General features: G+C 48.8%; 20 protein-coding genes and 1 pseudogene. 10 read left to right on the top strand and 11 right to left on the bottom strand.

Annotation, left to right across the window (positions count from 1 at the left end):
• The first annotated feature begins 31 nt into the window (after positions 1–31).
• From ACJJIW_RS19055 to ACJJIW_RS19040, 4 genes are all read left to right on the top strand, one after another.
• Positions 32–1,492, top strand: coding sequence for an efflux transporter outer membrane subunit (locus tag ACJJIW_RS19055; protein ID WP_444936080.1), 1,461 nt, complete (start codon positions 32–34; stop codon positions 1,490–1,492).
• Positions 1,493–1,623: 131 nt separating this feature from the next.
• The gene (locus ACJJIW_RS19050) at positions 1,624–2,664 is read left to right on the top strand and encodes an aspartate/ornithine carbamoyltransferase family protein (protein WP_444937372.1); all 1,041 of its coding nucleotides are present in this window, start codon (positions 1,624–1,626) and stop codon (positions 2,662–2,664) included.
• Positions 2,665–2,704: 40 nt separating this feature from the next.
• Positions 2,705–4,744 carry an asparagine synthase (glutamine-hydrolyzing) gene (gene asnB / locus ACJJIW_RS19045; protein ID WP_444936079.1) on the top strand — a complete coding sequence of 680 codons (2,040 nt, stop codon included), beginning with the start codon at positions 2,705–2,707 and terminating at the stop codon, positions 4,742–4,744.
• Positions 4,745–5,109: 365 nt separating this feature from the next.
• Entirely contained in the window at positions 5,110–8,097 is a 2,988-nt protein-coding gene (locus tag ACJJIW_RS19040; RefSeq protein ID WP_444936078.1) for a di-heme oxidoredictase family protein, read from the top strand.
• A 121-nt stretch (positions 8,098–8,218) separates the two neighbouring features.
• On the opposite strand, the gene ACJJIW_RS19035 is transcribed toward ACJJIW_RS19040, so the two are convergent.
• A complete protein-coding gene (locus ACJJIW_RS19035; RefSeq protein ID WP_444936077.1) occupies positions 8,219–9,397 on the bottom strand; it encodes an alpha-hydroxy acid oxidase in 1,179 nt (392 codons plus the stop codon).
• Between the two features lie 452 nt (positions 9,398–9,849).
• Between ACJJIW_RS19035 and ACJJIW_RS19030 the strand changes: the two genes are divergently transcribed.
• Entirely contained in the window at positions 9,850–10,182 is a 333-nt protein-coding gene (locus ACJJIW_RS19030; protein WP_282932518.1) for a hypothetical protein, read from the top strand.
• A gap of 156 nt (positions 10,183–10,338) precedes the next feature.
• Here the strand turns inward: ACJJIW_RS19030 and ACJJIW_RS19025 are convergent, their stop codons facing one another.
• Entirely contained in the window at positions 10,339–10,767 is a 429-nt protein-coding gene (locus tag ACJJIW_RS19025) for an Rrf2 family transcriptional regulator (RefSeq protein ID WP_282932519.1), read from the bottom strand.
• Positions 10,768–10,883: 116 nt separating this feature from the next.
• On the opposite strand from ACJJIW_RS19025, the gene ACJJIW_RS19020 reads away from it, so the two are divergent.
• Positions 10,884–11,783, top strand: coding sequence for an NAD(P)/FAD-dependent oxidoreductase (locus ACJJIW_RS19020; protein ID WP_282932520.1), 900 nt, complete (start codon positions 10,884–10,886; stop codon positions 11,781–11,783).
• Positions 11,784–11,890: 107 nt separating this feature from the next.
• Here the strand turns inward: ACJJIW_RS19020 and ACJJIW_RS19015 are convergent, their stop codons facing one another.
• From ACJJIW_RS19015 to ACJJIW_RS19000, 4 genes are all read right to left on the bottom strand, one after another.
• Complete coding sequence (locus ACJJIW_RS19015; protein ID WP_444936076.1) at positions 11,891–13,276, bottom strand: L-serine ammonia-lyase; 1,386 nt, start codon at positions 13,274–13,276, stop codon at positions 11,891–11,893.
• Between the two features lie 188 nt (positions 13,277–13,464).
• Positions 13,465–14,442, bottom strand: a complete 978-nt coding sequence (gene cmoB, locus ACJJIW_RS19010; RefSeq protein ID WP_444936075.1) for a tRNA 5-methoxyuridine(34)/uridine 5-oxyacetic acid(34) synthase CmoB — start codon at positions 14,440–14,442, stop codon at positions 13,465–13,467.
• Positions 14,443–14,449: 7 nt separating this feature from the next.
• Positions 14,450–15,193 (bottom strand): carboxy-S-adenosyl-L-methionine synthase CmoA, encoded by a 744-nt coding sequence (gene cmoA / locus ACJJIW_RS19005; RefSeq protein ID WP_108733518.1) that lies wholly within the window; start codon positions 15,191–15,193, stop codon positions 14,450–14,452.
• A gap of 101 nt (positions 15,194–15,294) precedes the next feature.
• The gene (locus ACJJIW_RS19000; protein WP_444936074.1) at positions 15,295–18,204 is read right to left on the bottom strand and encodes an insulinase family protein; all 2,910 of its coding nucleotides are present in this window, start codon (positions 18,202–18,204) and stop codon (positions 15,295–15,297) included.
• Positions 18,205–18,381: 177 nt separating this feature from the next.
• Here ACJJIW_RS19000 and ACJJIW_RS18995 point away from each other — a divergent pair, with 177 nt between their 5' ends.
• From ACJJIW_RS18995 to ACJJIW_RS18985, 3 genes are read left to right on the top strand one after another with little or no spacing between them, the layout of a single operon-like run.
• Entirely contained in the window at positions 18,382–19,113 is a 732-nt protein-coding gene (locus ACJJIW_RS18995) for a DUF599 domain-containing protein (RefSeq protein WP_108733516.1), read from the top strand.
• A complete protein-coding gene (locus tag ACJJIW_RS18990; RefSeq protein ID WP_444936073.1) occupies positions 19,100–19,435 on the top strand; it encodes a nucleotide pyrophosphohydrolase in 336 nt (111 codons plus the stop codon). The genes ACJJIW_RS18995 and ACJJIW_RS18990 overlap by 14 nt, the downstream gene beginning before the upstream one ends.
• Positions 19,428–20,219: a methyltransferase gene (locus ACJJIW_RS18985; RefSeq protein ID WP_444936072.1), complete on the top strand. Its 792-nt coding sequence runs from the start codon at positions 19,428–19,430 to the stop codon at positions 20,217–20,219. Before ACJJIW_RS18990 ends, ACJJIW_RS18985 begins: the two co-directional genes overlap by 8 nt.
• Here ACJJIW_RS18985 and ACJJIW_RS18980 read toward each other — a convergent pair.
• Complete coding sequence (locus ACJJIW_RS18980) at positions 20,216–20,725, bottom strand: DnaJ domain-containing protein (protein ID WP_444936071.1); 510 nt, start codon at positions 20,723–20,725, stop codon at positions 20,216–20,218. The two genes, ACJJIW_RS18985 and ACJJIW_RS18980, sit on opposite strands and share 4 nt — an antisense overlap.
• 156 nt (positions 20,726–20,881) lie before the next feature.
• On the opposite strand from ACJJIW_RS18980, the gene msrA reads away from it, so the two are divergent.
• Positions 20,882–21,505, top strand: coding sequence for a peptide-methionine (S)-S-oxide reductase MsrA (gene msrA / locus ACJJIW_RS18975; RefSeq protein WP_282932528.1), 624 nt, complete (start codon positions 20,882–20,884; stop codon positions 21,503–21,505).
• A 142-nt stretch (positions 21,506–21,647) separates the two neighbouring features.
• Here msrA and ACJJIW_RS18970 read toward each other — a convergent pair.
• The 4 genes and pseudogenes from ACJJIW_RS18970 to ACJJIW_RS18955 form a co-directional block, all read right to left on the bottom strand.
• Positions 21,648–21,845, bottom strand: a pseudogene (locus ACJJIW_RS18970) (IS30-like element ISVsa7 family transposase); the annotation flags it as partial.
• Positions 21,833–22,036, bottom strand: a complete 204-nt coding sequence (locus ACJJIW_RS18965) for a helix-turn-helix domain-containing protein (RefSeq protein WP_444936070.1) — start codon at positions 22,034–22,036, stop codon at positions 21,833–21,835. The pseudogene ACJJIW_RS18970 and the gene ACJJIW_RS18965, both read right to left, overlap by 13 nt.
• 103 nt (positions 22,037–22,139) lie before the next feature.
• The gene (locus tag ACJJIW_RS18960) at positions 22,140–22,781 is read right to left on the bottom strand and encodes a peroxiredoxin family protein (protein ID WP_444936069.1); all 642 of its coding nucleotides are present in this window, start codon (positions 22,779–22,781) and stop codon (positions 22,140–22,142) included.
• A protein-coding gene (locus ACJJIW_RS18955) for an IS3 family transposase (protein WP_282932108.1) occupies positions 22,772–23,910 on the bottom strand; the annotation gives its coding sequence in 2 pieces (ribosomal slippage) (positions 22,772–23,661 and positions 23,661–23,910; 1,140 coding nt in all). The genes ACJJIW_RS18960 and ACJJIW_RS18955 overlap by 10 nt, the downstream gene beginning before the upstream one ends.
• Between the last annotated feature and the right edge of the window lie 20 nt (positions 23,911–23,930).

Below are 23,930 nucleotides of genomic sequence, written 5' to 3'. Positions count from 1 at the left end.
AGGGTTAATACGGAGCTTACAGGGGAGCCTGTTGGCATTGCTGCTCAGCTTCGGCAGTAGTTGTATGCTGGGGCCAGATTACCATCCCCCGCCGGTGGAGGTCGAAAGTGAGTGGATCTATCAAACCAGCTCAAAACTGGATACCTTGGAAGCCGTTAACCCATTGTGGTGGCAGCGGGCATTTTCAGATGTAACGCTGGACGAATTAGTCTCACTTGCGATTGAGAATAACCTGGAGCTGCGTTCTGCGGCTCTCAGGGCTCTCCAGGCCCAGCAACAGCTAGCTATTGCAATAGGTAACCAGTATCCCCAAACACAACAGCTTGAGGGGCTTATTGATCGTTCAAAGTATGTTCGATCGGGCATCACCGGCAATTTGCAGACTGAATATTACCCGAACTTCAACTTGACTTGGGAATTAGATACCTGGGGGCAGTTAAGAAGGTTGGTTAATTCGGCCGCAGCAGATTTTGAAGCCAGCATAGCGGACTATGATGGTGTGCTGGTTTCTATTATTGCCCAGGTGGCGCAGACCTATATTAATATTCGCACGACGAAACGCAGACTGGTAGTTGCCAGGGAAAACATTCGCGTACAACGCGAGGGTTTAAGGATCGCGAGAGTCAAATTTCGTGCAGGAGAGGTCAGTGCACTGGATGCGGAGCAAGCGCAGGCGTTGCTCAGTAACACAGAAGCCAGCGTGCCGGGACTGGAGATAAGCTTACAGCAGTTTGAAAATGCCCTGGCAGTCCTTCTGGGAATACCTCCTAATAGTTTGAGGTACATAGTCTCTTTTCCCTCATCCATACCTATGATTCCTAAAGTCGTTACTGTTGGTATGCCTCAGGATTTATTAAGGCAGCGACCCGATATCCGTGCAGCAGAGCGACGGCTGGCAGCTCAAGGTGAGTTAATAGGTGTTGCGAGGGCGGAACTCTATCCAAACTTTAGTATCGGTGGGGAGATAGGGGCTATCGATATCAATGGCGGTCAACTTAATGGCAGCAGTAGTGCCTGGGACCTTTTTATTGAATTTGACTGGAATCTCTTTAACTACGGAAGACTTCGGAGCAATGTCAGGCTACAGGATGCGATTTTTCAGCAGTTGGTGTCTGACTATCAGCAAATAGTTCTGTTAGCGCAAGCTGATGTGGAGAACGCTATTGTCGCTTATATAAAATCCCAAAGGCAATTAGTTCACTATGAGGTGGCTGCCCAAGCCTCCCAGCGATCTGTCGACATTTCCCTGTCTCAATATACTAATGGCCAAGTGGAATTTGATACTGTGATAACTACGCTGATATCAGATGTTCAGCAGCAGGATATTTTGGCGATAGCACGCGGTGCCGTAGCAGCTAATCTTGTACAAGTGTATTTGTCGCTGGGAGGTGGGTGGCAGATTCAACAGGGAATTGCACCATTTCAGCTTCTTCCTAAGAGAATTTGGCGAGAGATGCTTCAACGAACACCATATTGGGACAAGTTACAATAACTTCAGCCATATCACTTTTTGTGTGGAAGGGGGCTAGTATCGCTAAAAGATGTCAGAAATATTGTGTTGATATATTTAAATTTGAGTTTGACGATGCCCGTTTCTTCAAATTTCTCACTCGAGACATAGTTATGATAGCTGGCGCTTCTCACGGAAAAGATACAATCTCAATGACGAAAGCCTTATTGGAGAGCATTCCCGAAAGGGGGGGTTACTTGAAGTCTTTGAATGGGAAAAGTCTTGTATCAAGCAGTGAACTTTCTAGGAGTGCAATTTTACAGTTGCTTAGATTGTCGTGTCGCTGTGAGTTAAATCGAGGCCAATTTTCAAATCACTTAGGGGGGAAGATATTGATTAGTGCATTCTTTGAATCGAGTACCCGGACAAGATTGTCCTTTGAGAGTGCTTGGCTAAGCCTGGGTGGGAATATAGTCTCAATCACAGATAAAGGAACGACACGTATTGGTGTTGGAGAGAGCTTGCCGGATGTTGCTGAGATGGTGAGTAACTATGGTGACTGTGTTGTTTTACGGGATTCCTGTGAAAATTCAGTTAAAGTTATGGCAGATCATCTTAGCGTTCCTATAATCAATGCCGGTAATGGAATAGATGAGCATCCTACCCAATCCCTTATCGACTTATATACGATTTTGAAGTGGAATCCCGCAATCCTGACAAGGGAGCAGAAGAAGTACACAATAGGTTTAATTGGTGCTCCTGACCGAATGAGAGCCTCGAGAAGCTTGCTGACAATATTGAGTCATTTTCCTGAGATTTTTTCCGAGGTGTTCATTTTGTGTGGTAAGGAAGAGCAAGAGCCATTTCGGCAGGATCAATTTCTGGCACTGCAGGAAAAAGGTCTAAAAGTAAATTTAACCGAAGATGTAGCTAAAGTTCTTCCAAGGCTTGATATTGTTTACATGAATGCTCTATCGCTAAAGACAGCAGGCCATAAAAGGTTTGAGGATAGCTATTTTTTGAATGCCAAATCGCCATTGAAAAAACAAGCAATTGTTTTACATCCTTTACCTCGTATGGAAGAACTTGATAAGAATCTGGACAATACCTCGCATAATTGGTACTTCCTTCAAGCTAAAGGTGGTGTATATGTGAGAATGGCGTTAGCAATCGCTATATGTGGTTATCCAAATGAGGTTTGTGACATTATCTAGAATCTTACATCTCAATGAATCCCGACAAAAGGTATCGTCTATGTGTGGGATTGCAGGAATTTTTCATAGTTCAAGAATAATGCCAGTAGATGGCCAACTTCTTCTAAATATGGCCGCTATTCAGTTTCATCGCGGCCCGGATGGTATAGGTTTCGCAAACCCCGAAGGTTTGGGGATGGGAATGAGCCATGTTCGTTTGGCTATTAATGATCTCAGTAAAGACCGCGCATCCCAGCCATATATATCACAAGATGGCCGCTACTATTTGGTCCATAATGGTGAAATATATGACTATCAACGTATTAGGGCCAGATTGTGTATTTCTGGATTTTCTTTTTTTAGTAAAAGCGACTCCGAAGTTATTTTGCACCTCATAGCACAATTAGGTTTAAGCGAAGCTATCCAACATCTTCGAGGTGAGTTTGCTTTTGCTCTCTTTGATGCGGAAGAGGACTGTCTCTATTTGGTTAGAGATCGGTTTGGAGTGAAACCACTATATTGGACAAGAACCAAAATGGGTTTGGTATTTGGTTCTGAGATTAAATGCCTGTTCGCACACCCCGATGTGCATCGACGTTTAACTCCGCATGGGATATATCATCAACTTATACAAGTTTCTGTTCCAGGAGAAACAGCTTTTGATGGTGTTTTTCAGGTTGAGCCTGGATGTATCGAAAAAATTAGCCGGTATGATTCCAGATTAGTGATTTCGCGGCATAAGTATTGGGATATTGGTTTCCCCGCATCGAGGGAAAATGTCTCTAATAGAACAGATGAATATTATATTGAGGGGGTGCGTGAGAAGGTTATAGATGCAGTATCTTTAAGGCTTCAAGCAGATGTGCCGGTGGTCTATTATCTTTCCGGCGGTATTGACTCTGGTAGTTTGTTGGGAGTAGGGGAGTCGCTTTCTCAGAAAATTCAGACCGCATTTACAATAGGTTTTGAAAGCCCAGAATACGATGAATCATCTATTGCAAGGGAGGTTGCGAGAGAAATTGGCACTAACCAATTAATGATAAAAATTTCCGGCGAGGATATATACAAACACTACACGGATACTGTCTGGCATACAGAAAGGACATTCTACAATACCTTGTCAGTTGCAAAGTTTTTACTGAGTAAGGCTGTTAGGTCTAATGGATATAAAGTTGTAATAACAGGGGAGGGAGCGGATGAATTATTTTCAGGATATCCAGCATTTAAAAAGGACTTTTATATGTATGGTTCTCCTGGAGTTGAACGAGCCCAAAGAAGAGCTTGGCAGAAGTATCTAGAAGAGAGCAATAGCTTGTTTAAGGGAGCTATGTTGCCCATTACCCCTTATCGATCAGCGGAGATGGATAGGGTTCTGGGGTTCACCCCGGCTTGTTTACAAGCTTGGCTTAGTTGCCATTTTCATGCTGTAGAATTACTAAATGAAGATTGGCAGAATGAGATCTGCGGATACGATGCTGGGGGGGCTATTGTAAGTAAATTGGACTTATTACAAGTCGAAGGAAGGCACCCCCTGGATATATCCCAGTATGTCTGGCTAAAAACAATGTTTGAAACTCAGATATTGGGCTGGGTGAGTGACCGAGTGGATATGGCACACTCCATTGAAACCCGCCCAGCATTCCTTGATCATCATTTGGCTGAATTCGCTGCACAAATCCCTCCCTCTATTCGGATTCGTGGGTCTACGGAAAAGTATGTTCTTCGCAAAGCTATGGATAAAATTCTACCTGATATTATTTGTAGAAAACAAAAGTTTGCATTTATGGCTCCCCCAGTAGATACAGTTTCTGGAGCCTGGAACTGGGTACATGAAATTATTGAAGAATATGTCACCCCAGTGAAGGTTGAATCAGCTGGGTTGTTGCAATACTCAGCCATAGATAGGTTGATTAAAGAATACAAGGCGCCGTCTATAGCGAGATCAAAAAAAGTTCAGTTGGATGCAATGCTGAATCATATCCTGGGTGTACAAATATTGAACAGGCAGTTTATAGAAGCTGATTTGCCATCCCTAGCGCAGAAAAAAGCCTCTCTTCTTGGTTGGCATTTGGATCATATGGTTAAGAATTGTAAGGGGTAGGAGGGGGTGTGAAATAGTTCGCAAGAGTGTCGTATTTATTTGCTATTTATCCGACTTAACTCTATTGCCCTCCCTTTGGTCGATTAAATAATGATAACAATTCGGTGTGGCATATAATTCAGTAGTTAGCGTTGAATGGGTTAATTTGCAGAACTGTAAGGGACATTGAGGCAGTTGTCTCAGGAGCTTTTACTTTGTTTTTTACCAATCGAAATCCATTTAACTATAGCCAAAAAAATAATTAAAGTTCAGAAGATTTCGCCTTCGCGGTGGAGCTTTTAAGGGCGTTCATTTTTTACAGGGATAGTAAGGCTCTCGTCATATGGGGGGATCTTTCTGTATCTAAAAAAATAGGTGCCCCGACGATGAGAAATACAATTTTTGTAAGTTGTATCCTAACCCTATTATCTCTTTTTTGTTCCAGTGTAACGGCTGAACTTCTGTCTGAAGGTCGAAGTGTTACTGCAAGTACGGAGTTGCAGTCGGCATCTTTTGCCGTTGACAATGATATGAGTACACGCTGGGAAAGCTCACATCAGGTAGATCCCAGTACTATAACCATAGACCTGGGTACTACTTCTGAGCTAGAGCAAGTGGTTCTCTACTGGGAGGCTGCAAATGCGGATACTTATAAACTTGAAGCTTCGAATGATGGACAGGAATGGGAGCTGTTAGCGGAGTCTTCCGATGGAGAATTTGGAGATAGAACAGATACTTTTCAAATATCCGGTAAGTTTCGGTATATACGGTTGAATGGATTGACTCGTAGTGATGGAAATTTTTGGGGATACTCAATCTATGAATTTCAGGTCTATGGCGAACCTATTTATAACTCGGTGGAGGAGACCCCGAGTAACGTAGGAAGTAATATTGCTCTGGAAGCTACAATTTCTTCTTCCGTAGGTGAAGCTGCTTTTGCTATTGATGATTTGAGAAGCACTGCCTGGGAGGGGGAAGGTGATGCAGTCTATCTATCATTGGACATTGGTGAAGCAACAGAATTGACGAAGGTAATCATAGACTGGGGTGATGATAATGCCGCTAGTTATGAAATACTGGCTTCCAATGATGGTAATGAATGGGTGACTCTTGTTGATGCATATGATGGGGAGTATGGGGCTAGAATTGATAGTCACCAGCTGTCAGGCAGCTACCGCTACCTACGAATTCAGGGGAATGAGTTAAGTGAAGGAAGCTCTCAATACACTATTTGGGAGCTTATGCTGTTTGATGAGGCATTAAATTTTGTTTCCACTAATAGCACTCTAAGTTACATACCACTTTTTGATAGTAGTTATTCTGCTGATGAATCTCAAAATTGGTATGTAGAAGAAGATGGAACTATTGTGACATTTGCTAGTGGCAGGGCCAGGTCGCGTCATGAGTCTGAGGAATCATTTTATACTTTTCCTACCTTTTATTTTGAACATAGAAGCTTTGGCCTTGAAATTCATGATCACACTCCAAAAGGTGAAAGCCTAATTGAAATCTATTATTCTCCTGAATATGCCCACTATCGCTCTCCAGAGTGCCGATCAGCATACTCAAATGTGTACCGAGCGGATTTCAACAATAATGCTAAGTTTGAGGATACTCCTTTAATTGAGGCTGGTGAGGATGGAAGTGGGCAAGTATGGGTGTGTTTAATTACTTTTGATGCACACAATGGGGATGATGGTATTCTTGAAGCCGGTGAATGGATGGAATTTGAATTCCAGCAATTTCTGGGGCAATACGATGGGGATGAGAATGTAGAAGGCCAGACTATCTACTATACCAATACTTACCGTATACAATTGGGCGAGCCTGGTATCTATCTTGTCAATGATAATGACATTGATGAAAGTATTCGTTCTGGAGGTAGTGCGACAGCAACTCCAATAATTGCGGGAGATTCTGTACCTGCTACTGAAATTATCTCAGAAAATTTGTCGGAGCAGAGTTTAACTTATTATGTCGGTAGCGATGGCTCATGGGTTAGCGGTGATTCAGATGACGCCACTCAAGCTACGTATCCAATTTTGGATGGGGTCGACATATACGATACTTATATAGTTGATAGTGGCATTGCCGATTGGGCTGCGTATATGCAGGAAGTATCGAATATTCAGTGGGATACCCATAATACATTTTTGCGTGGTAGAAGGTTGTTTCACACTGATTTTGATTCTGGGGATCACGAAGAGGAGGGGAACCCAAGCTTTTCAGAGCTGGCAGACTTGGCCACTGATCTTAAAATAGAGAATTCATGCTTTGCGTGTCATATCAATAATGGGCGTGGACCGTCTCCAGAGGATGGCTATTTCCCAGAAACGATGGTTATGAAACTGGGATCGGGCGGGCTCAATACCGAAAGTCAAGCATTGCCCCATCACTACTTTGGTCATTTATTGCAAACTGTTACTTCTGATGACAAGATAGAAGCTGAAGGGCAGGTGGCAGTTACCTATGAAGAGGTGCTGGATTACTACTCTGACGGAACTGCGTATACCTTGAGAAAACCAGTCTACAGTATCGAAAAGCTCGATGATACTGGAAGCGATATAGTGTACTTTTCCCCCCGTATGCCGCAACAAATACTGGGGCTAGGGTTACTCGAGGCGGTGCCTGAGTCTGAGATCTTGGAGTGGCATGATCCAGATGATTCCGATGAGGATGGGATTTCAGGTCGGGCCGCTCTGGTAAAGGAATTTGACAGTGGTCTTCCATATATCGCGCGCTTTGGCTGGAAGTCCAGTCATGCCAGTCTAACCAGCTTTACGCAAGATGCTCTCAATAATGACATTGGAGTCACCAGCGGTAACGGTGATGCTGATTGTGGGTATGAGCAGTTAACTTGTAGGCAATATAGTGAACATTCAGCTGAGTTAGCAGATGAGTATCTGCAAGATTTGGTGGGTTACCTTCAGGCTCTGGGAGCGCCTCCCCGTGATCAAGATAGTATTTCTAACGACTCCGTGCTTGCCGGAGAGGGGCTGTTCTCTGAGGCTGGGTGCGACGCCTGCCATCGCACTGAAATGAATACTGATCATCGCCACCCCCTGGCTGAGCTAAGGGGGAATACCATACACCCCTATACTGACCTGTTGCTCCACGATATGGGAGAAGAGCTGGCGGACTCTCTGAGTGAATCTACCGATTACAACCAGGAATGGAGAACGCCGCCATTGTGGGGGTTGGGGATGGCTGCCGCTGTAAATGGGCATAGTAGCTTTCTACATGATGGTCGGGCGAGATCTATTGAGGAGGCTATTTTATGGCATGGTGGAGAGGCTTGGGAAAGCAGGGAAAATTATCGTTCCATGAGTGATTCAGAGAGGGCAGATCTGCTAGAGTTTTTACGATCCCTTTAACTATATGGTTTTTTCCAGAGTTGATCATTGGTCAATAATCAACTCTGGCGACTAATCGGTGTGCAATTCCATAATTTTGTATTGCTGCTAGGTAGTCATTTAGAACGGTGTTAGCGTTTCTTTAAAAATCGCTCTTTTCAGTTAGTGTTAGATCCACCTTTTCGCAAAGGTCTTTTAGGGTGCCAGCCCCAACTTGCTGCATCACCTGAGTTAATTGAGCTTTTAGCAAGTAGATTGCATGGTCGCCCCCCTTTTCAGCTAGGGCGCAGACACTGTACATAAAAAACCGTCCAAGGAAACAAAACTTAGCCCCAAGCCCACAAGCACCGGCAATATCTGCACCGGATCTAATGCCACTATCAATTGCCAGTGGAATTTTGTTTTGGTAACCAGAGAAGTGGTTCAACATCGGAAGTGTTGCTCCTCCAAGGTCGAGCTGTCGTGCACCATGATTGGACAAAATTACTCCATCTGCCCCAAGTTGGATTGCCCTCTGTAGGTCCGGTTCACTCATGACTCCTTTGATTATAAGCTTGTGAGGCCATAGGTCCCTTATATGCTTCAAACTGTCAAAATCTAACGGGCCCATAGTCGTAGTATTCATGAATTCGGTCAGTTCAAGTTTCTTATTATCGTTGTTGATGTAACATTCAAGGTTCTTAAATTTGGGTAGGCCATATCGTAATGTGGATAGGCTCCAATGGGGTTTAAGTATCGCTTGCCAGATATTCTTAATATTTAATTTCGGTGGCATTGCCAATCCATTATGAAAGTCCCTGGGACGTAAGCCAAAAGTGGGAACATCAATGGTAATGACCAAATGTTGGTACTGTGCTGTGGTTAGCCTGGATATCAAATCAGAAAGGATGGCTGGCTCAGTTGGATTATAGAGCTGGTACCAGGCTGTTCCCTGAGTGACTTGAGCTATTTTTTCCAGTGATTCTGAAGAAACGGTACTGAGAATGAAGGGGATATTGTGCTTGTAGGCGGCTCTAGCAAGTATCACTGGCGCATTTGGCCACATAAGCCCTTGTAGCCCGATGGGTGCTATGCCAAAAGGGGCACTGTATAGCTTACCGAACAGTTGGCAACTCAAATCTGGTGTCAAGTTTGGGCGAATGTATTCAGGTGTCATTTTGACAAAGTTAAAGGCTCGGCGATTGCGGTGTAGGCCAATATCGTCCATGCAGCCCTCTATCAGATATTCGTAAGAGAATTTCGGAATTTTCTGTTTTGCTCTTTTTCTCAGTGTTTTTGAGCTTGCGAAGTGACGGTTGAATAGGTTGTTATACTTGGTCACAGGTAGACCTTCCCAGATTGTACTAGTTCTTAGATTAGTCTATCTGGTTGGTGGGTGCCTTTTCGGAGTAGGATGTAAAGCTGTCGAGGAGGTACTTATGTACCTCTAGGTGTCTATATGGAAATAATCAAATGCGAATTTTTCGATAAGCTGTGAAAATATTAAAGTTATTCCAGTCCAGAAAAAATTATTTCCCAAGTTTAATTTTATCTAATTGCCACCCATACCAGAAAGAATACTGAGGCTTAGCATAGATGGTGGCTAGGTAGAATTATGAGATTTTTTTCTTGTCGGGTAACGGCTGAGTAGGAGTTGAAGTCAGGACAGAGAGTATAAGTTGAGGCAGTTCACGCAGGTTGCGAATTTTTCGGTATTTACTTGAAATCAACAGTTCTATATATTTATATCCCGGTTCTTTTTAAACGGATTTGGTTTTTAATAAAGGTATATCTATGCGGGTTTTATTTGTGGTGATCTTGGGTTTTTATTCTGCATTAAGTAATGCTGAGCTTGTTTATTCTGGCAAAATCGCTCAGATTCATACTGGCCCCCAATATCAAGGGCGAGTCTTTGTTGAAACCGAAGATTTACCAGTTGGGGATGTCGCCTGTTCAACAAATGGTAGTTTTTCATATGTTTTTGATGGAACTACTGAAGAGGGAAGTTTGTATTTGAGCATTCTTTTATCTGCGTTGGCGGCGGGGAGAGATGTAATTATAAAGAGTAGTGATGATTGCACTCTTTATACAAATGTCGCAGATTTAAGAAATTTATCTATTAAGTAATTTAAAAGCTTATGTGGTCCTGATGTCTCTGACAGGCCCTAAGTATCTTTTAAAAGTATAGAGTCTATTCTGACATCTTATTATAGATATAGCTGTTTGGGGAAATTCAGAAACTAGAAAAACCTGAGTCTCCCCGGCAGCTTAGGATGTGAGCAGTTATTCTGAAACCCCAGAGCTAGAAAAATCCCTACCGAGCTGATCCAATGTGATCTCACCAAATTGCGCGAGTAAAATACTCTCGGCCTCATCCATTGCATCCTTTAGAGCGGCATTTACTGCGTGCTCAATGATACAGTTAGTGTGTTCGTCTGTGAGACCAATGGTAAAAACTGAGCTGTCTCCCAGCGCTTTATGGATATCCAGAAGTGTAATTTCATTAAGGGGCTTCGCGAGTGACCAGCCCCCATTGTGCCCTTTACTGGAGCGCACGTACCCCTGATCCCGCAATAGCGCCATAGTTCTGCGAGCCACCACAGGATTGGTGAGGAGCATAGCTGCCATCTTGTCTGAGGTAACCGGCTTGTCGGTCATGTTCAAATGGATAAGGACATGAAGTGCCCGGGATAATCGGCTGTCTTTGCGCATAATTCACCTAAATTTCTGATCCTGCAGTTTATCACGAAACTTTTGCTGTTACGTGTGTTGTACGGTTTTGAATTTTTGTGTAACAATAAAAGTTACATGATATCGGAGGGATGGCTATGGATACGGATGTATTGATTATCGGTGGAAGTTTTGCCGGCCTGTCTGCGGCGATGCAGCTGGTTCGCGGCAGGCGTAAGGTCGTTGTACTGGATGCTAAAAGACCTAGAAACCGCTTTGCAAAAGCGTCCCATGGAGTGTTTTGCCTGGATGGTAAGAGGCCTGAGGAAATTCGTAGCACGGCGCTTTCCCAGCTACAGGCTTACTCGAGCTTCCAGGTGGTTGAAGGCACTGCGGATAGTGTGGATGTCCAGGAAGAGGGGTTTGCTGTTGCTGCACAGGGAGGTACCACTTTTAAAGCGAAGAGGCTAATTCTTGCAACCGGCATTACGGATCAGCTACCGGATATCCCTGGCGTGAAAGAGCGCTGGGGTAGGAGTGTGATTCACTGCCCCTATTGCCACGGCTATGAGCTGAGTGATCGCCCTTTAGGTGTGCTGGCTACCAGCGAGCTGTCTTTCCACCAGGCGGCGATGATTCCCGATTGGGGCGCAACTACCTTGTTTACCCAGGGCCAATTCAATCCGCAGGGGGAAGTGCTCGATCATCTGCTGGCTCGGGGAGTAATGCTGGAAGAAGCCCCGATTACGCAGTTGGAGGGAGAGGGGGATAGTTTAAGTGAAGTTGTTTTAGCAGATGGCCGCAAGTTGCCACTGGAGGGGCTCTACGTGAGCCCCAAAGCGGAATTGACCTCTCCGTTTATCGATAAATTGGGGTTGGAGCTGGAGGAGTCTTTCACCGGGCGGATTGTGAAGGTGGATGGCTTTAAGGAAACTTCTGTAAAGGGGGTCTTTGCTGCTGGGGATTTATCCAACCCGATGCAAAGCGGAACCTTCGCGATTGCATCCGGCACCATGGCGGGTGTTGGGGCTCATCGCTCGCTGATATTTAACCAGTGACTTTTAAAGACCGGTGGGGGTTCGTTGGAGATATGCCACAAAAAGAATTTGGTATCTTCCGGGCTAAGTAAGAGGCAGGAGCGGATTTGTGCTCCTGCCGAAAAATATCAGCAGTTCACAGCGTTTACTGCGAGCCCGCCGAGAGAGGTCTCTTTGTATTTGCTCTGCATATCGATACCGGTTTGACGCATCGTCTCGATAACGCTGTCCAGCGGTACGATATGAGCGCCATCACCGCGCAGGGCCAGGCGTGCGCCGTTAATGGCTTTTACTGCACCCATGGTGTTGCGCTCGATACAGGGGACCTGCACCAACCCGCCGATTGGATCGCAGGTAAGGCCGAGGTTGTGTTCCATTCCAATTTCAGCAGCGTTTTCAATCTGCTGGTTGGTGCCGCCCTCTACGGCGGCCAAGCCGGCGGAAGCCATGGAGCAGGCTACGCCGATTTCTCCCTGGCAGCCCACCTCAGCGGCAGAAATAGAGGCATTCTTTTTAAACAGCATACCGATAGCGCCGGCGGTGAGCAGGAATTTCACTACCTGGTCTTTCAATTCACCGTGAATTTTGCTGTCGTGTACAAATTCCACGTAGTAGGCGATAACGGCGGGAATCACACCAGCGGCGCCGTTAGTGGGTGCGGTGACGATGCGCCCGCGCGCGGCATTTTCCTCATTGACGGCGAGAGCAAAAAGACTTACCCAGTCGAGAATGGCGAGGCCGTGGTTGCGCTCTTCCGGACTCTGTTTACTCAACTCCCGGTAGAGTTCAGCAGCGCGGCGGCGAACATTGAGGCCGCCGGGCAAGATGCCATTCTGGTGGCAGCCTCGCTCAATAGAGGCATCCATTACCTTCCAGATATTCCATAAACGGTCTTTGACTTCCTGCTCGCCGCGGAAGGCTTTTTCGTTTTCCATTGCCAGCTCGGCAATAGTCCAACCGTGATGATCACAGATCTTCATCAGCTGTTCTGCATTGCTGAAGTCATAAGGCAGAAGGGTGGCGATCTCCTCTTTGTGAGCGAAATCTTCTTCGGAGAGCACAAAGCCGCCGCCGATGGAAAAATAGCTGCGCTCGAACAGCAGCTCTTCGCCAGCGTAAGCCTGGCAGGTCATTCCGTTGGAGTGCTGGGGAAGAAATTCCTCCATATGGAAAACCAGATCGCGCTCGCGAATAAATTCGATATCCTGGTCACTATTTAATAACAGGTGGCGCTCGCTCTGGATTTGCGCCATTTTCTCGTCAATCGAGTCGACATCAATGGTGTCTGGAGATTGACCCAATAGCCCCATCAGAACTGCCATATCGGTGCCGTGACCAACCCCGGTCAGGGCCAGTGAGCCGTATAAATGGACTTGTACACGGTCTGTGCGGGGCAGTTGGTCCCGGTCTTGCAAATCCTGCACGAATTGGCGGGCAGCAACCATGGGGCCCACCGTGTGGGAGCTGGAAGGGCCAACCCCAATTTTGAAAAGCTCAAAAACGCTAATACTCATAAATATTCTCTGCGCCGGGCTGCATCCTGCGGCAGCCCTCCCTAAAGGATATAGTTGCACTATTTAGGGGCGCACTTTGCCTTATGAGTCGCAACAATCAAGATGGTGCTCCCCATTCCGTACAAAATTCTATTAGCAGCAAATTTTGCGGAATTTATGAGTTCCCAGACCTTAAGCGTATAGACAAGCTACGGCGCTTCCGCGACCAAAACCGCTCTCTTGGGCGCGGGGTGACCTTCCACGGTTTTGTCTGGCGATTCCGGGTCGAGAAAATCTGCCAGGGATTCGAAGTGCATCCAGTCGGTACGCCGCTGTTCTTCCAGGCTGGTGGTGTTCAAATCCACGGTCCTGGGGTTGCGGAAACCGCACTTGCGCAGCCAGCTCTCCAGGGTGGCGCAGCTGGGGAAAAACCACACATTGCGCATCTTTGCATAGCGGTCTTCGGGTACCAGGCAATCGCCGAGCCCGCCGTCGATAACCAATGTCTCCAGTACAAGCTGGCCGCCGGGGCGGAGGGTCTCGCGCAATTCGCGCAGGTGATCCATGGGTGAACGGCGGTGATAGAGCACCCCCATGGAAAAAGTGGTATCGAAAGCGCGCAAGTTTGCCGGGAGCGCTTCAATACCCAGGGGCAACAAATCCACTGGTGCTTCCCGGCCCAGGTATTTTTTCAGCGCGTAAAATTGCGCGACAAATTTGGCGGAAGGATCAATACCGATTACGCGGCGCGCGCCGGCACCGTAGGAACGCCAGCAGTGGTACCCATTGCCACAGCCCACATCGAGCACCAGTCGATTTTCCAGTGGTGCCAAGTGCGGAAGTACCCGATCCCATTTCCAGTCGGAGCGCCACTCAGTATCAATATTTAGTCCAAATAACTCCCAGGGGCCTTTGCGCCAGGGGTGCAATTTACGCAGTTCCCGCTCCAGGGCTTCGAGTTGTTCCGGGCTGGCATCGGCGGCAGTGCCCGCGCTGACTTTGCTGTTGAGTTCGATAGAGGAGGGCGCAATTTCCGGTAGGGCTTCCACCGCTGCGCGCCAATCCGGCAGGTCGCCCCAGCGGTGAGGGCTCAGGTTTTCAGCCACCTGTGTTGGCAGCTGGGCCAGCCAGGTGCGCAGGGCGGGAACGTGTTGCAGGCCTTGATAGAGTTGGGTGTAGTCGATCACGGGGTACTTACTTTTCCGGCGCGCCTTTGATGGCGATTAAAGAGGCAAAATTAAAACACTGGAACCAGACATCGACACTGGTAAAGCCGACATTTTTCAGTCGTGTGCGGTGGGTATCCAGGGTTTCCGGAATTAGTACATTCTCCAGGGCAGAGCGCTTCTGTGCGATTTCCAGCGCGCTGTAACCGTTGGCGGCTTTAAAGGAGTGATGCAGTTCGATCATTAACTCGTTGTGGGCTTTATCGGCGAAGTCCACTTTCTCGGAAATAATCAGAATGCCGCCGGGGCGCAAACCATCGTGGATTTTCTGCAGGATTTCTTCGCGCTCTTCCACCGGAATAAATTGCAGGGTGAAGTTGAGCACTACGACCGAGGCATTTTCGATAGCTACGTTTTGCAGGTTGTCGCAGATAAGTTGAACGGGAACCTCGCCGCTATCGGCTTCGAGTACTGTGCGCGCCTGATCAACCATGGCTTGTGAATTGTCCACGGCGACGATTTCACAGTCGGCAGCGGGAATGCGATGGCGCATGGCCAGGGTTGCCGCACACAGGGAACTGCCCAGGTCATAGCAGCGGCTTCCGGCTTGGGCGTAGCGCTCTGCCAGGGTGCCGATCATGGCTACGATCGTGGTGTAGCCGGGCACGGAGCGCTTGATCATATCGGGAAAAACTTGCACCACCTGGCGATCGAACTCGAAGCCGGCTACCTGGCCCAGTGGGTTTGCATAAATATTGTCGTGTTTACTCATTGGAACTTCGCTAGAGGATAACGGCGATAGATCGGCGCCGGTTTTTGGCCGGCGCCGCAGAGCTTCTCCGGACAAATTGCCGGGGAATCGTCGAGCTCCAGTTAGAGCTTCTCTTCCTTCAGGTTGAGTTTGGCTGCCGCTTCGCTACCTTGGGGACCGGTAACAATGGCGGTACTGGCCTTGCTCGGGTCCAGATAGGTGGCACCGACGCGTTGCAGGTCTTCCAGGGTAACTTCCGTAACCTGTTTGCGGAATTGCTGGCGCGTCTCGTGGGTGCGGCCGTAAAGGCCCGAGTGGAAGTTCTTCTTGGCTTCACCAGCGGGGGAGCCGGGTTTATCCAGACCGCCGACGACGCCGAGGATCGCTTCCTCAACCTGTTCTTCCTTGTGCTTCTCTTCGGCCAACCACTTCAGGGATGCGTCGAAGTCCTCCAGGGTTTCACCCATACGCGGATCGCGGTAGGAGTAGAAGCGGAATACGCCAATATTGCTGTCGTGGCCGGCTCCGCCGCCGTAGGCGCCGCCCTGTTCGCGGATGGTGCGATGCAGGAAGCCGTTGCGCAGGAAGCCGCTCAAAACCGACAGTGGTGCCGCATCCGGGTGGGACATAGGCACAGTGGCGTAGGCCTTGGCACAGAAGTTCACCTGGCTGTTGGCAACCCAGAGTTCCTCGATTTGTTTGCGTTCGAAAGGTGCAGCGGGGTTGGCTGCGGCGATGCTGGAAGTCGAGGTCAGTGGCATCAGTGTCTGGCTGAAATCGCCAATTTTCTCTTCTTCACCCACCAGCAGGAACTGGCGCGGTGCTGCGAGGATTTTCTGGTGGATAGCCTGGAATTGAGTGGAAAGGTCTTGCAGGCCTTCCTCTTTTTCCAGTCCGGCAACCAGGGCTCGCAGGTTGCGCAATCCCAGCAGACCACCGCTGGCATGGCTCTCCCAGGCGGCGCGGTTGTAGCCGGCACTGGCGGCAGCCATGGCGAGGGCGTGGCCGTTGCCGACAACACCTTGTTCGCGGCGGGCGAGAGTTTGCAGTAGCAATTCCTTGATGCGGGCGTGCTCGTCAAAACGCACCTGCTCCATAGTGGCTTGCATCAGTTCGGTCAGGCCGCCCTGATTGCGAGCCAGCGCTTTACCGGACAGGATAAAGTGGCCGGACAAGAGATCCAGGTTGTCGATGGCAGTGCGGCTGCTGGTGAAACCGTGCAGGGCGCCCACCACGCTGGTCTGCCACTGCTGGACTTCCAGGTAGTCTTTTTCACCCAGGCCAACTTCGCTCAGTACCTGGCAGTAGTAGGGCAGCAGTTGCTTTTCGGTTTCGGTGAATTCCGGTAGCGCGCAGACCATTTGCTGGTAAACCAGGCCGTTGGTGCCCGCGCTATAGCGGGTCAACTTCTGTGGGCCCAACTCTATTGCTTCGCCTTCGACATCGGGAAGCTCTGCGGGAATATCTTCCACGCCGACCTTGGGCAGGATAGAAGCGTCGTCCTCGCGGTTTTGTCGATCGGCCAGGGCTTTGGCGGTTTCGACAATCTGTGCTTTTTCTTTGTCGCTGAGAGCGGCTTTGATTTCCGCCAGCTGGTCTTTCTCCGCCTGCTCGCGGCGCGCAGCCAGCTGCTCATCGGGACTCAGAACCATACGTACGCGGTGCTGGTTTTCCAGCAGAAGTTCACGGGCTTTATTGGCGATAAACTTCGGATCTTTGATCTGCTCGCGCAGTCGCTCCAGGGTGGCATCGATATTCAGCAGGCCGATGGCATCGCCACGGTGAGTGGCGCCGGTCAATGCGGTGAGAATCAATTGCAAGCCGAAGGGGTAGCCGTCGCCACCAATTTCTCGCTGTTGTAATTCTAGCTGGTGCAAGCTGGCTTCTACCTGTTCGTAGGGGATGCCGTTTTCCGCCACGTCCCTCAGCACGTCGAGAACCTGTTGCTCAAGCTCGTCGGCACTTTCGCGTTCGCTACCCTCAATGCCACAGACAAACACCAGTTCGCGTTGGGAATCGTCCAGGCCAACCAGCGGAGAAGGGGAAGTGCCCAGGTCGGTGGTTTCCAGCAGCTTCATTAGCGGTGAAGCGCTGTTATCCAGCAGTACGCCGGCGAGCAGGTGTGCGGTCAGGGCCTCTTCAAGATCGGTGACATCACCCAGTAGCCAGCTCAATACGATATGGGTCTTGGCCTTCAGAGGCTCGCCATTTAACGGGTAGTGCTCTTCGACTTTCAGCGGCGCCTGGTAGCGGTCTTCGCGCCCAACGGAAATGGTCTTGTCGAGTTTCTCGAACTTGTGCAGCGCTTTTTCTTCAAACGCGGCCTGGTGTTCCGCTGCGGGAATATCACCGAAAGTCATAAAGGTGGCGTTGCTGGGGTGGTAGTGGCTGCGGTAGAAGGCAACCAGCTGCTCGTAACTCAGCTTTGGAATATCAGTAGGTTCGCCACCGGAGTTGTAGTGATAGGTGGTGGTGGGGAACAGATATTTGCTCAGGGTGTGCCACAGCTGCGAGGTGACGGAGCTCATGGCGCCTTTCATCTCATTGAACACGACACCTTTGTAGACGAGCTCGCTGCTCGCATTATCCGCTTCGGCAAATTCCAGGCGATGGCCTTCCTGGGCAAAGTCCAGCGGGTCCAGGCGCGCAAAAAATACCGCATCCAGGTAGACGTCGAGAAGGTTGTCAAAATCCTTTCGGTTCTGGCTGGCAAACGGGTAGGCGGTCCAATCTGAACTGGTGAAGGCGTTCATAAAGGTATTGAGTGAGCGCCGGATCATCATAAAGAAAGGATCGCGCACCGGGTACTTGTCACTGCCGCACAGGGCGGTGTGTTCAAGAATATGGGCGACACCGGTGGAGTCTTCGGGCACGGTGCGCAGGGCGACAAGGAAAACATTTTCCGAGTTGTCTGCGGCGATGTGCAGGTGCTGGGCACCGGTCGTAATGTGTCGGTATTCCTCGACGCGCACGCCGAGAGAATCAATATCTGCGCTGGTAACCAGTTCAAATGCAGGATGTGAGTTGCTCAAAAGACAGCTCCCTGGAGTTATATGAATTTTCTGGCCGGCCACTGCTGCCGGCGAAAGGGCGCTATTCTACCGCTTGCACACATCGGAAAGACAGTGTTGACAAGGATGCCAGTAGGGCGAAGACTTCGCTTGCCGAAGCTACGGCATAAATGTAGACGAACACGGAGATATTAGAGGTTGTCCTGGTTGGATATTGCCAGTGTCATTGGCTTTTTTATCACATGGGTGGGTTACACCGTTTTTGCGCGAAAAAAAGCCAAGGAAACCTGGTGCCTTACTTCATCGCTTCAGTGGTACCGCGTTGAGTGGATGATGCGTATGCTCGATAGGGATATGCGCATGGCTGATACCGCTATTCTCAGTAACCTGGAGCGGGTCATTGGTTTTTTTGCCTCCACCAGTATTCTTATCCTGGCGGGTTTAGTGACGGCTTTGACGGCGAACAAGGCGGCCATCGAAGTGCTCACCAGTTTGCCTTTTGCGGAGCCCACCACCGTTGAGCAGTTTGAACTCAAGGTGATGTTGCTGATCCTGATTTTTATCTTCGCCTTTTTCAATTTTACCTGGTCACTGCGCCAGTACTCCTTCGCCAATGTGCTCATTGGTGCAGCACCGCCGCCGGAAACCGGTGATCTATCTGAGGAAGAGCGACGCCGGTTTGCCATCAGTACTGCCAAGGTGATCGACCATGCGGGCCACAGTTACAACTACGGTCTGCGCTCTTATTATTTCTCAATGTCAGTGCTGGGCTGGTTTATCCATCCAATCCTGTTTGTTGCCGGCTATCTGTTTGTTGTCTGTGTTTTATACAGGCGTGAGTTTCTGTCCCGCGCACTGAATTCAATTTTGGCGGCCCGGGAGGGCGGGCTGGAGCGCCAGCAGAGGAAAAAATTCGATGAAAGACCGTGAAATCCTGGCGGCTTTTGATGAAGTCGCTGAAATGCGCGGCTGGCAGTCACTGCATACCCCAAAAAACCTGGCCATGGCGCTATCTGTGGAAGTTGCAGAGTTAGGGCGGCACTTTCAATGGTGCAGTGATAAAGATATCCAGGATCTAATGGCAGGCGACAAGGCCGATCAAGTTGCCGCTGAACTGGCGGATATTCAGATGTACTTGAGCAAACTGGCCGCTGTACTGGGGGTTGATATGGAAGAGGCGCTACAGCGCAAATTCGTCGAGAACCGCCGTCGATGCAATGAGGCTTTGCAAGGTGAGGGCTCCGATGGGTGACAGCCTGCGTAAAGATCGAAACTTTGACGATCTCGCTCACCGTTTTCGCAACCGTATCTATGGTGGCCTCAAAGGGGACATTCGTCTGGCAGTGCTCAACCGGGATCTAGCGCTGCTGTTGGGGAGCGAGCAGCGCATTCTAAAAATCGTTGACGCTGGGGGTGGTCAGGGCCACTTTGCCATGGATCTGGCTGAGGCTGGGCACGAGGTTTTTCTCGCAGATATTTCTGCGCAGATGCTTGAACTCGCGGATGCGGAAATTCGCCAGCGCCATTTGCAAAAGCAAATGACCTTGCTGCATAAACCCCTGCAAGAACTGCCGCAAGTAGAAGCGTTAAAGGACGCAGACCTGGTAATTTGCCACGCTGTGCTGGAATGGTTGGAGCAGCCGCAACAGGCGTTGCAGCAGCTGCGCAGCCTGTTAAAGCCTGGTGGGCATCTTTCGCTCACTTTCTACAATCGGCGTGCCCTTGAGTTCCGTCTATTACAGCGGGGCAGCTTTCGCCAGCTGGACCGCAATATTGAAGGGGATAACTGGGGTGGCCACCCTGGCAGCCTCACTCCACAGAATCCACTGCTGCCGGAATGGGTGGAAGACTGGCTGACCGAAGCGGGCTTTTCCGTGGTTTGTCACAGCGGCATCCGCTGCTTCCACGACTTTATGACGCCATTAATCCGGGAAAAGTTGCCCGCGTCGGCCATTGTGGAAAAGGAGCTTGAATTCTCCCAGGTGGACCCCTATCGGCAATTGGCCAGGTATATCCACCTGCTTTGTAAGGTTTAACCAAGAGTGCTCAGTAGTAACTCCTTAGCGGCGTTGATACGCGATGCCAGGTAATCGTTGCCGCCGCGATCTGGGTGGAGTTTTTGGATCAATTTTCGGTGTGCACTAATGATTTCATCTCTGGCAGCATTGGCATCAACGCCGAGGATTCGGCGCGCTTCGTGTTCCGAGAGTGGCGGGCCCTCGGAGTTGTGAGGCGGAGGATGTTGAGTGGCCCCTGGATTTGGGCGCCTGTTTGAATACTTTTCAAACAGTGGCATCAACCAGGGTAAATAACGGGAGAGCTGACTGAGTAAACGGCCCAACACAGGAAGAATGAGCACGAGCGCTGCTCCTACCCAATGCAGGCGCCCGGTGATAGCCAGCACGACCACTATTACGGCGACGCCGGCGATACAGGCCATAAAAATCTGCTTGCGCCGCTCCTGCGGTGAGCTAGATTTGATTTTTTGCCAGAGATACCAGGCACCGATGGCGATTAAAATCAGTAAGATTAAGCGCGCCAATGACGACTCCTTATAGTGTTGATCTGCCAATGTTTGTTCTGCGTATCAAGAGTCCTCTTAACTACGTGATTCGCGGATTAATATTACTTGATCTGGGAGGATAAGCGCCTTCGAGCTATCCTGACAAAAGAAAATACCTGCACTTGAGAAAACAGTATGCAATACGACAAATTTCAGATACCCGATGCGGACCAGGTGCTGCCCGGCCGGCCCCAGCCGATGGAGATCAGTGGCACCCACTTTGTAAATGGCAACACCATTAAAGAGCCATTCCCCGAGCACCTGGAAGTCGCCATTTTTGGTATGGGATGCTTCTGGGGCGCAGAGCATGTGTTCTGGGATACGGATGGTGTGTTTGCCACTGCCGTTGGCTACACCGATGGCGCCACTGAAAACCCGAACTACGATGAAGTCTGCACCGGCCGTACCGGGCACGCAGAGGTGGTGAAAGTGATCTTTGATCCCAAAAAGGTGAGCTATGCAGAACTCCTACGGATCTTTTGGGATCACCATGACCCAACCCAGGGTATGCGCCAGGGTAACGATATCGGTTCCCAGTACCGTTCCTGTGTTTTCTGCTTGAACGAAGGTCAGAAACAGGAGGCGGAAGCGAGCAGGGCAGCTGTGCAGGAAGCGCTGGATGCCAAAGATCGTGGATCAATCACTACCGAAATCAGCATGGCTCAACCGTTCTACTATGCCGAGGAATACCACCAGCAGTATATGGCTAAGAATGAAGACGCTGTTTGCCCAATTCTTCGCAACCCAATGCACGACTAAGAATTGATAGATTGCAGAAGCAGGCGGCGCGGTGACTGCTGCCTGTTTTTGTGATGCTGAACACAGTTACTTCCACTTCACTTTTCTGTCTTTTTCCTGCCTTCTCTGAACTTACTTCCCTGTATTTGGCTGTTATTAAATCCTAGGTTGCCAATATAAATGACACACGCCTACCCGCTAGAAATTCTAGTGGGCTCAAGTAATTTAGAACCTTTCTTGGACGAGTGTTTATTCGAAATGCTGCATCGTCAATATGGCTTTTGGGTATCTTGTCAATTTTCATACCTTTCGGGGAGAAGCGTCTCAGTAGACCATTCGTATTTTCGTTCAATCCACGCTCTCAAGAGTGATTATGCCCTTCTCGATAAGGGTTGGCCGACCACTACGAGCACGCTCATGCAGACCTTCAATACCTTCCTGCTCAAAACTGCTTCTCCACCGATCAACGGTCTTCGGTGGCGTTCTCCGTGCAGTAGCTACATCTGTAGGAGGCATGCCTTCGTTGAGCTGAAGAATTATCTTCGCTCGCATTACTTGTCCATTTGAAAGGGTTGTTGATCGGCACCACTCGCTCAGAGTGGATACTCCACTATCAGAAACTTGAAATGATTTAGGTGTACGCATAACAGATACATTACACGGACGGTTCGCCATTAGTTACATTAATTTCCGCATGGGCCACTAGTGTGTCCCAATAGTCATAGGCCTTCCTGAGCGCGCCCTCATAAACAATAAAACCTTCCTGGTTTAGAAGGTAAAATACTGGTGAATACTCAAGATCTAGAGATTTAGAAATCGAACTTTCCGGATCATATAGGAGTTCAAAAGGAACGCCATTATTGATGAGTTTTTCCTCATTTTCGTAGCGCCATTCTTCTCCTTCTTCTTTTTTAGGAGAATCCAAAATGACGTGCATAGGAGCAATTTTATCGGAAATATATTCAAACATACTTCCATAACAGCCTAGTGCATCATTGTAAGGTCCATTACCTCGATAGAATGGCATCACGCAAACGGGTAAAAGTTGACTGGCATCTAGTCTCGCCAATGACTCAGTAAGAGAGGTGGTACCCCCGCTACCTATATTTTCAAGAATATAGCTGCTCGGAAATTCTTTATTTATCCATTTATACCTCTTGGGAGCTGGATCAAATCCTTTCAGGTAAGTTTCTTGAGAGATTCTCTCAAACTCACCAGCATTGCTTCTATCTGAGGCTAACAGCCAGTGTTCAATACTGTTGTGGTCAACTCCAACCGGACACTTTCCTAAGCACATTTTTCAAATTCGATAGGGGTTACGTCCCCCAGTGTTGTATGTATCCTGCGTGAATTGTAATACGCAATATAGGCCCTCACGTCTGTTATCGCACCCTCCCTTGTCGGATAGAGGTTTCCTGTTAACCATTCCCGCTTCAGGCTACTAAAAAAACGCTCAGTAGGTGCATTGTCCCAACAATTTCCCTTGCGGCTCATTGAGCACACCATTCCATGCTGCTTTAGTAGCGCTTGGTAGCTATGGCTGGCATACTGGCTACCTCGATCAGAGTGATGCAGCAGACCTTTTGTTGGGGTGCGCAAATTGATAGCCATAACCAGTGCACGACTTGCCAGGGCCGTCTCCATCTGGCGGTCTAAGTGCCAGCCAACAATCCGGCGTGAATAAAGATCAATTACCACTGCTAGGTATAACCAACCCTGCAAAGTCCAGATATAGGTAATATCCGTAGTCCAAACTTGATTTTTAGCACTCGGTGAGAAATCCCTATTTAGAAGATTCTCAGCAACTGGCAGTTGGTGCTTGCTATTTGTGGTTAGTGTAAATCGCTTCTTCTGTTTTACAACCAAGCCGAGCTTTTTCATGAGTTTGCGGACTCGATAACGCCCAATTTCAAAGCCTTCTTTGCGCAACAGCTTCATTAACCGACGGCTTCCGAGACTCTCACGAGATTCTGCAAATAAGGCCTTCAATCGATGGCATAGTTGCCAAATCTGGCCATCTATTGGGCTATCACTACGACGACACCATTCGTAATAGCTGCTCTTATTTACTTGCATTACTCGGCAGAGCACTCTAACTGGAAAGCTACCTTGCTGCTTTTTAATAAATTCGTACTTTATTTCATTTCTTTCGCAAAGAAGGCGCTGGCCTTTTTTAGGATTTCCTTCTCCATCCGCAATTGCTTTACTTCACGTCGCAGTTGATCCAGTTCAGCTCGTTCGCCCGAATCCAACCTTACTCCGCTCTCTTCCTGCTCCAGCTCCTTTATCCAGCGTCGCAGATTGTTAGCAGTGGTTCCTACAGCCTCTGCGGCCTTGGAAATCGAATACCCTTGTTCTGAGACAAGAGCTACGGCGTCTTTCTTGAACTCCGGCTTGAATTTCCGGCGTGTACCTTTTGTTGTCATACTTCACCTCGCTAGGTAGT

The organism is Microbulbifer maximicatervae (SeqCode), assembly GCF_052467815.1.
This window is presented reverse-complemented; position numbering and strand designations above follow the sequence as displayed.

Bases quoted from the DNA above. Each gene is read 5' to 3' on its own strand.
- msrA (WP_282932528.1), top strand. From the start codon at position 20,882: ATGCAATACGACAAATTTCAGATACCCGATGCGGACCAGGTGCTGCCC.
- ACJJIW_RS19015 (WP_444936076.1), bottom strand. From the start codon at position 13,276: ATGAGTATTAGCGTTTTTGAGCTTTTCAAAATTGGGGTTGGCCCTTCC.
- cmoA (WP_108733518.1), bottom strand. From the start codon at position 15,193: ATGAGTAAACACGACAATATTTATGCAAACCCACTGGGCCAGGTAGCC.
- asnB (WP_444936079.1), top strand. From the start codon at position 2,705: ATGTGTGGGATTGCAGGAATTTTTCATAGTTCAAGAATAATGCCAGTA.
- ACJJIW_RS19030 (WP_282932518.1), top strand. From the start codon at position 9,850: ATGCGGGTTTTATTTGTGGTGATCTTGGGTTTTTATTCTGCATTAAGT.
- ACJJIW_RS18965 (WP_444936070.1), bottom strand. From the start codon at position 22,036: ATGCGAGCGAAGATAATTCTTCAGCTCAACGAAGGCATGCCTCCTACA.
- ACJJIW_RS19040 (WP_444936078.1), top strand. From the start codon at position 5,110: ATGAGAAATACAATTTTTGTAAGTTGTATCCTAACCCTATTATCTCTT.
- ACJJIW_RS19050 (WP_444937372.1), top strand. From the start codon at position 1,624: ATGATAGCTGGCGCTTCTCACGGAAAAGATACAATCTCAATGACGAAA.
- ACJJIW_RS19025 (WP_282932519.1), bottom strand. From the start codon at position 10,767: ATGCGCAAAGACAGCCGATTATCCCGGGCACTTCATGTCCTTATCCAT.
- ACJJIW_RS18985 (WP_444936072.1), top strand. From the start codon at position 19,428: ATGGGTGACAGCCTGCGTAAAGATCGAAACTTTGACGATCTCGCTCAC.
- ACJJIW_RS18960 (WP_444936069.1), bottom strand. From the start codon at position 22,781: ATGTGCTTAGGAAAGTGTCCGGTTGGAGTTGACCACAACAGTATTGAA.
- ACJJIW_RS18990 (WP_444936073.1), top strand. From the start codon at position 19,100: ATGAAAGACCGTGAAATCCTGGCGGCTTTTGATGAAGTCGCTGAAATG.
- ACJJIW_RS19020 (WP_282932520.1), top strand. From the start codon at position 10,884: ATGGATACGGATGTATTGATTATCGGTGGAAGTTTTGCCGGCCTGTCT.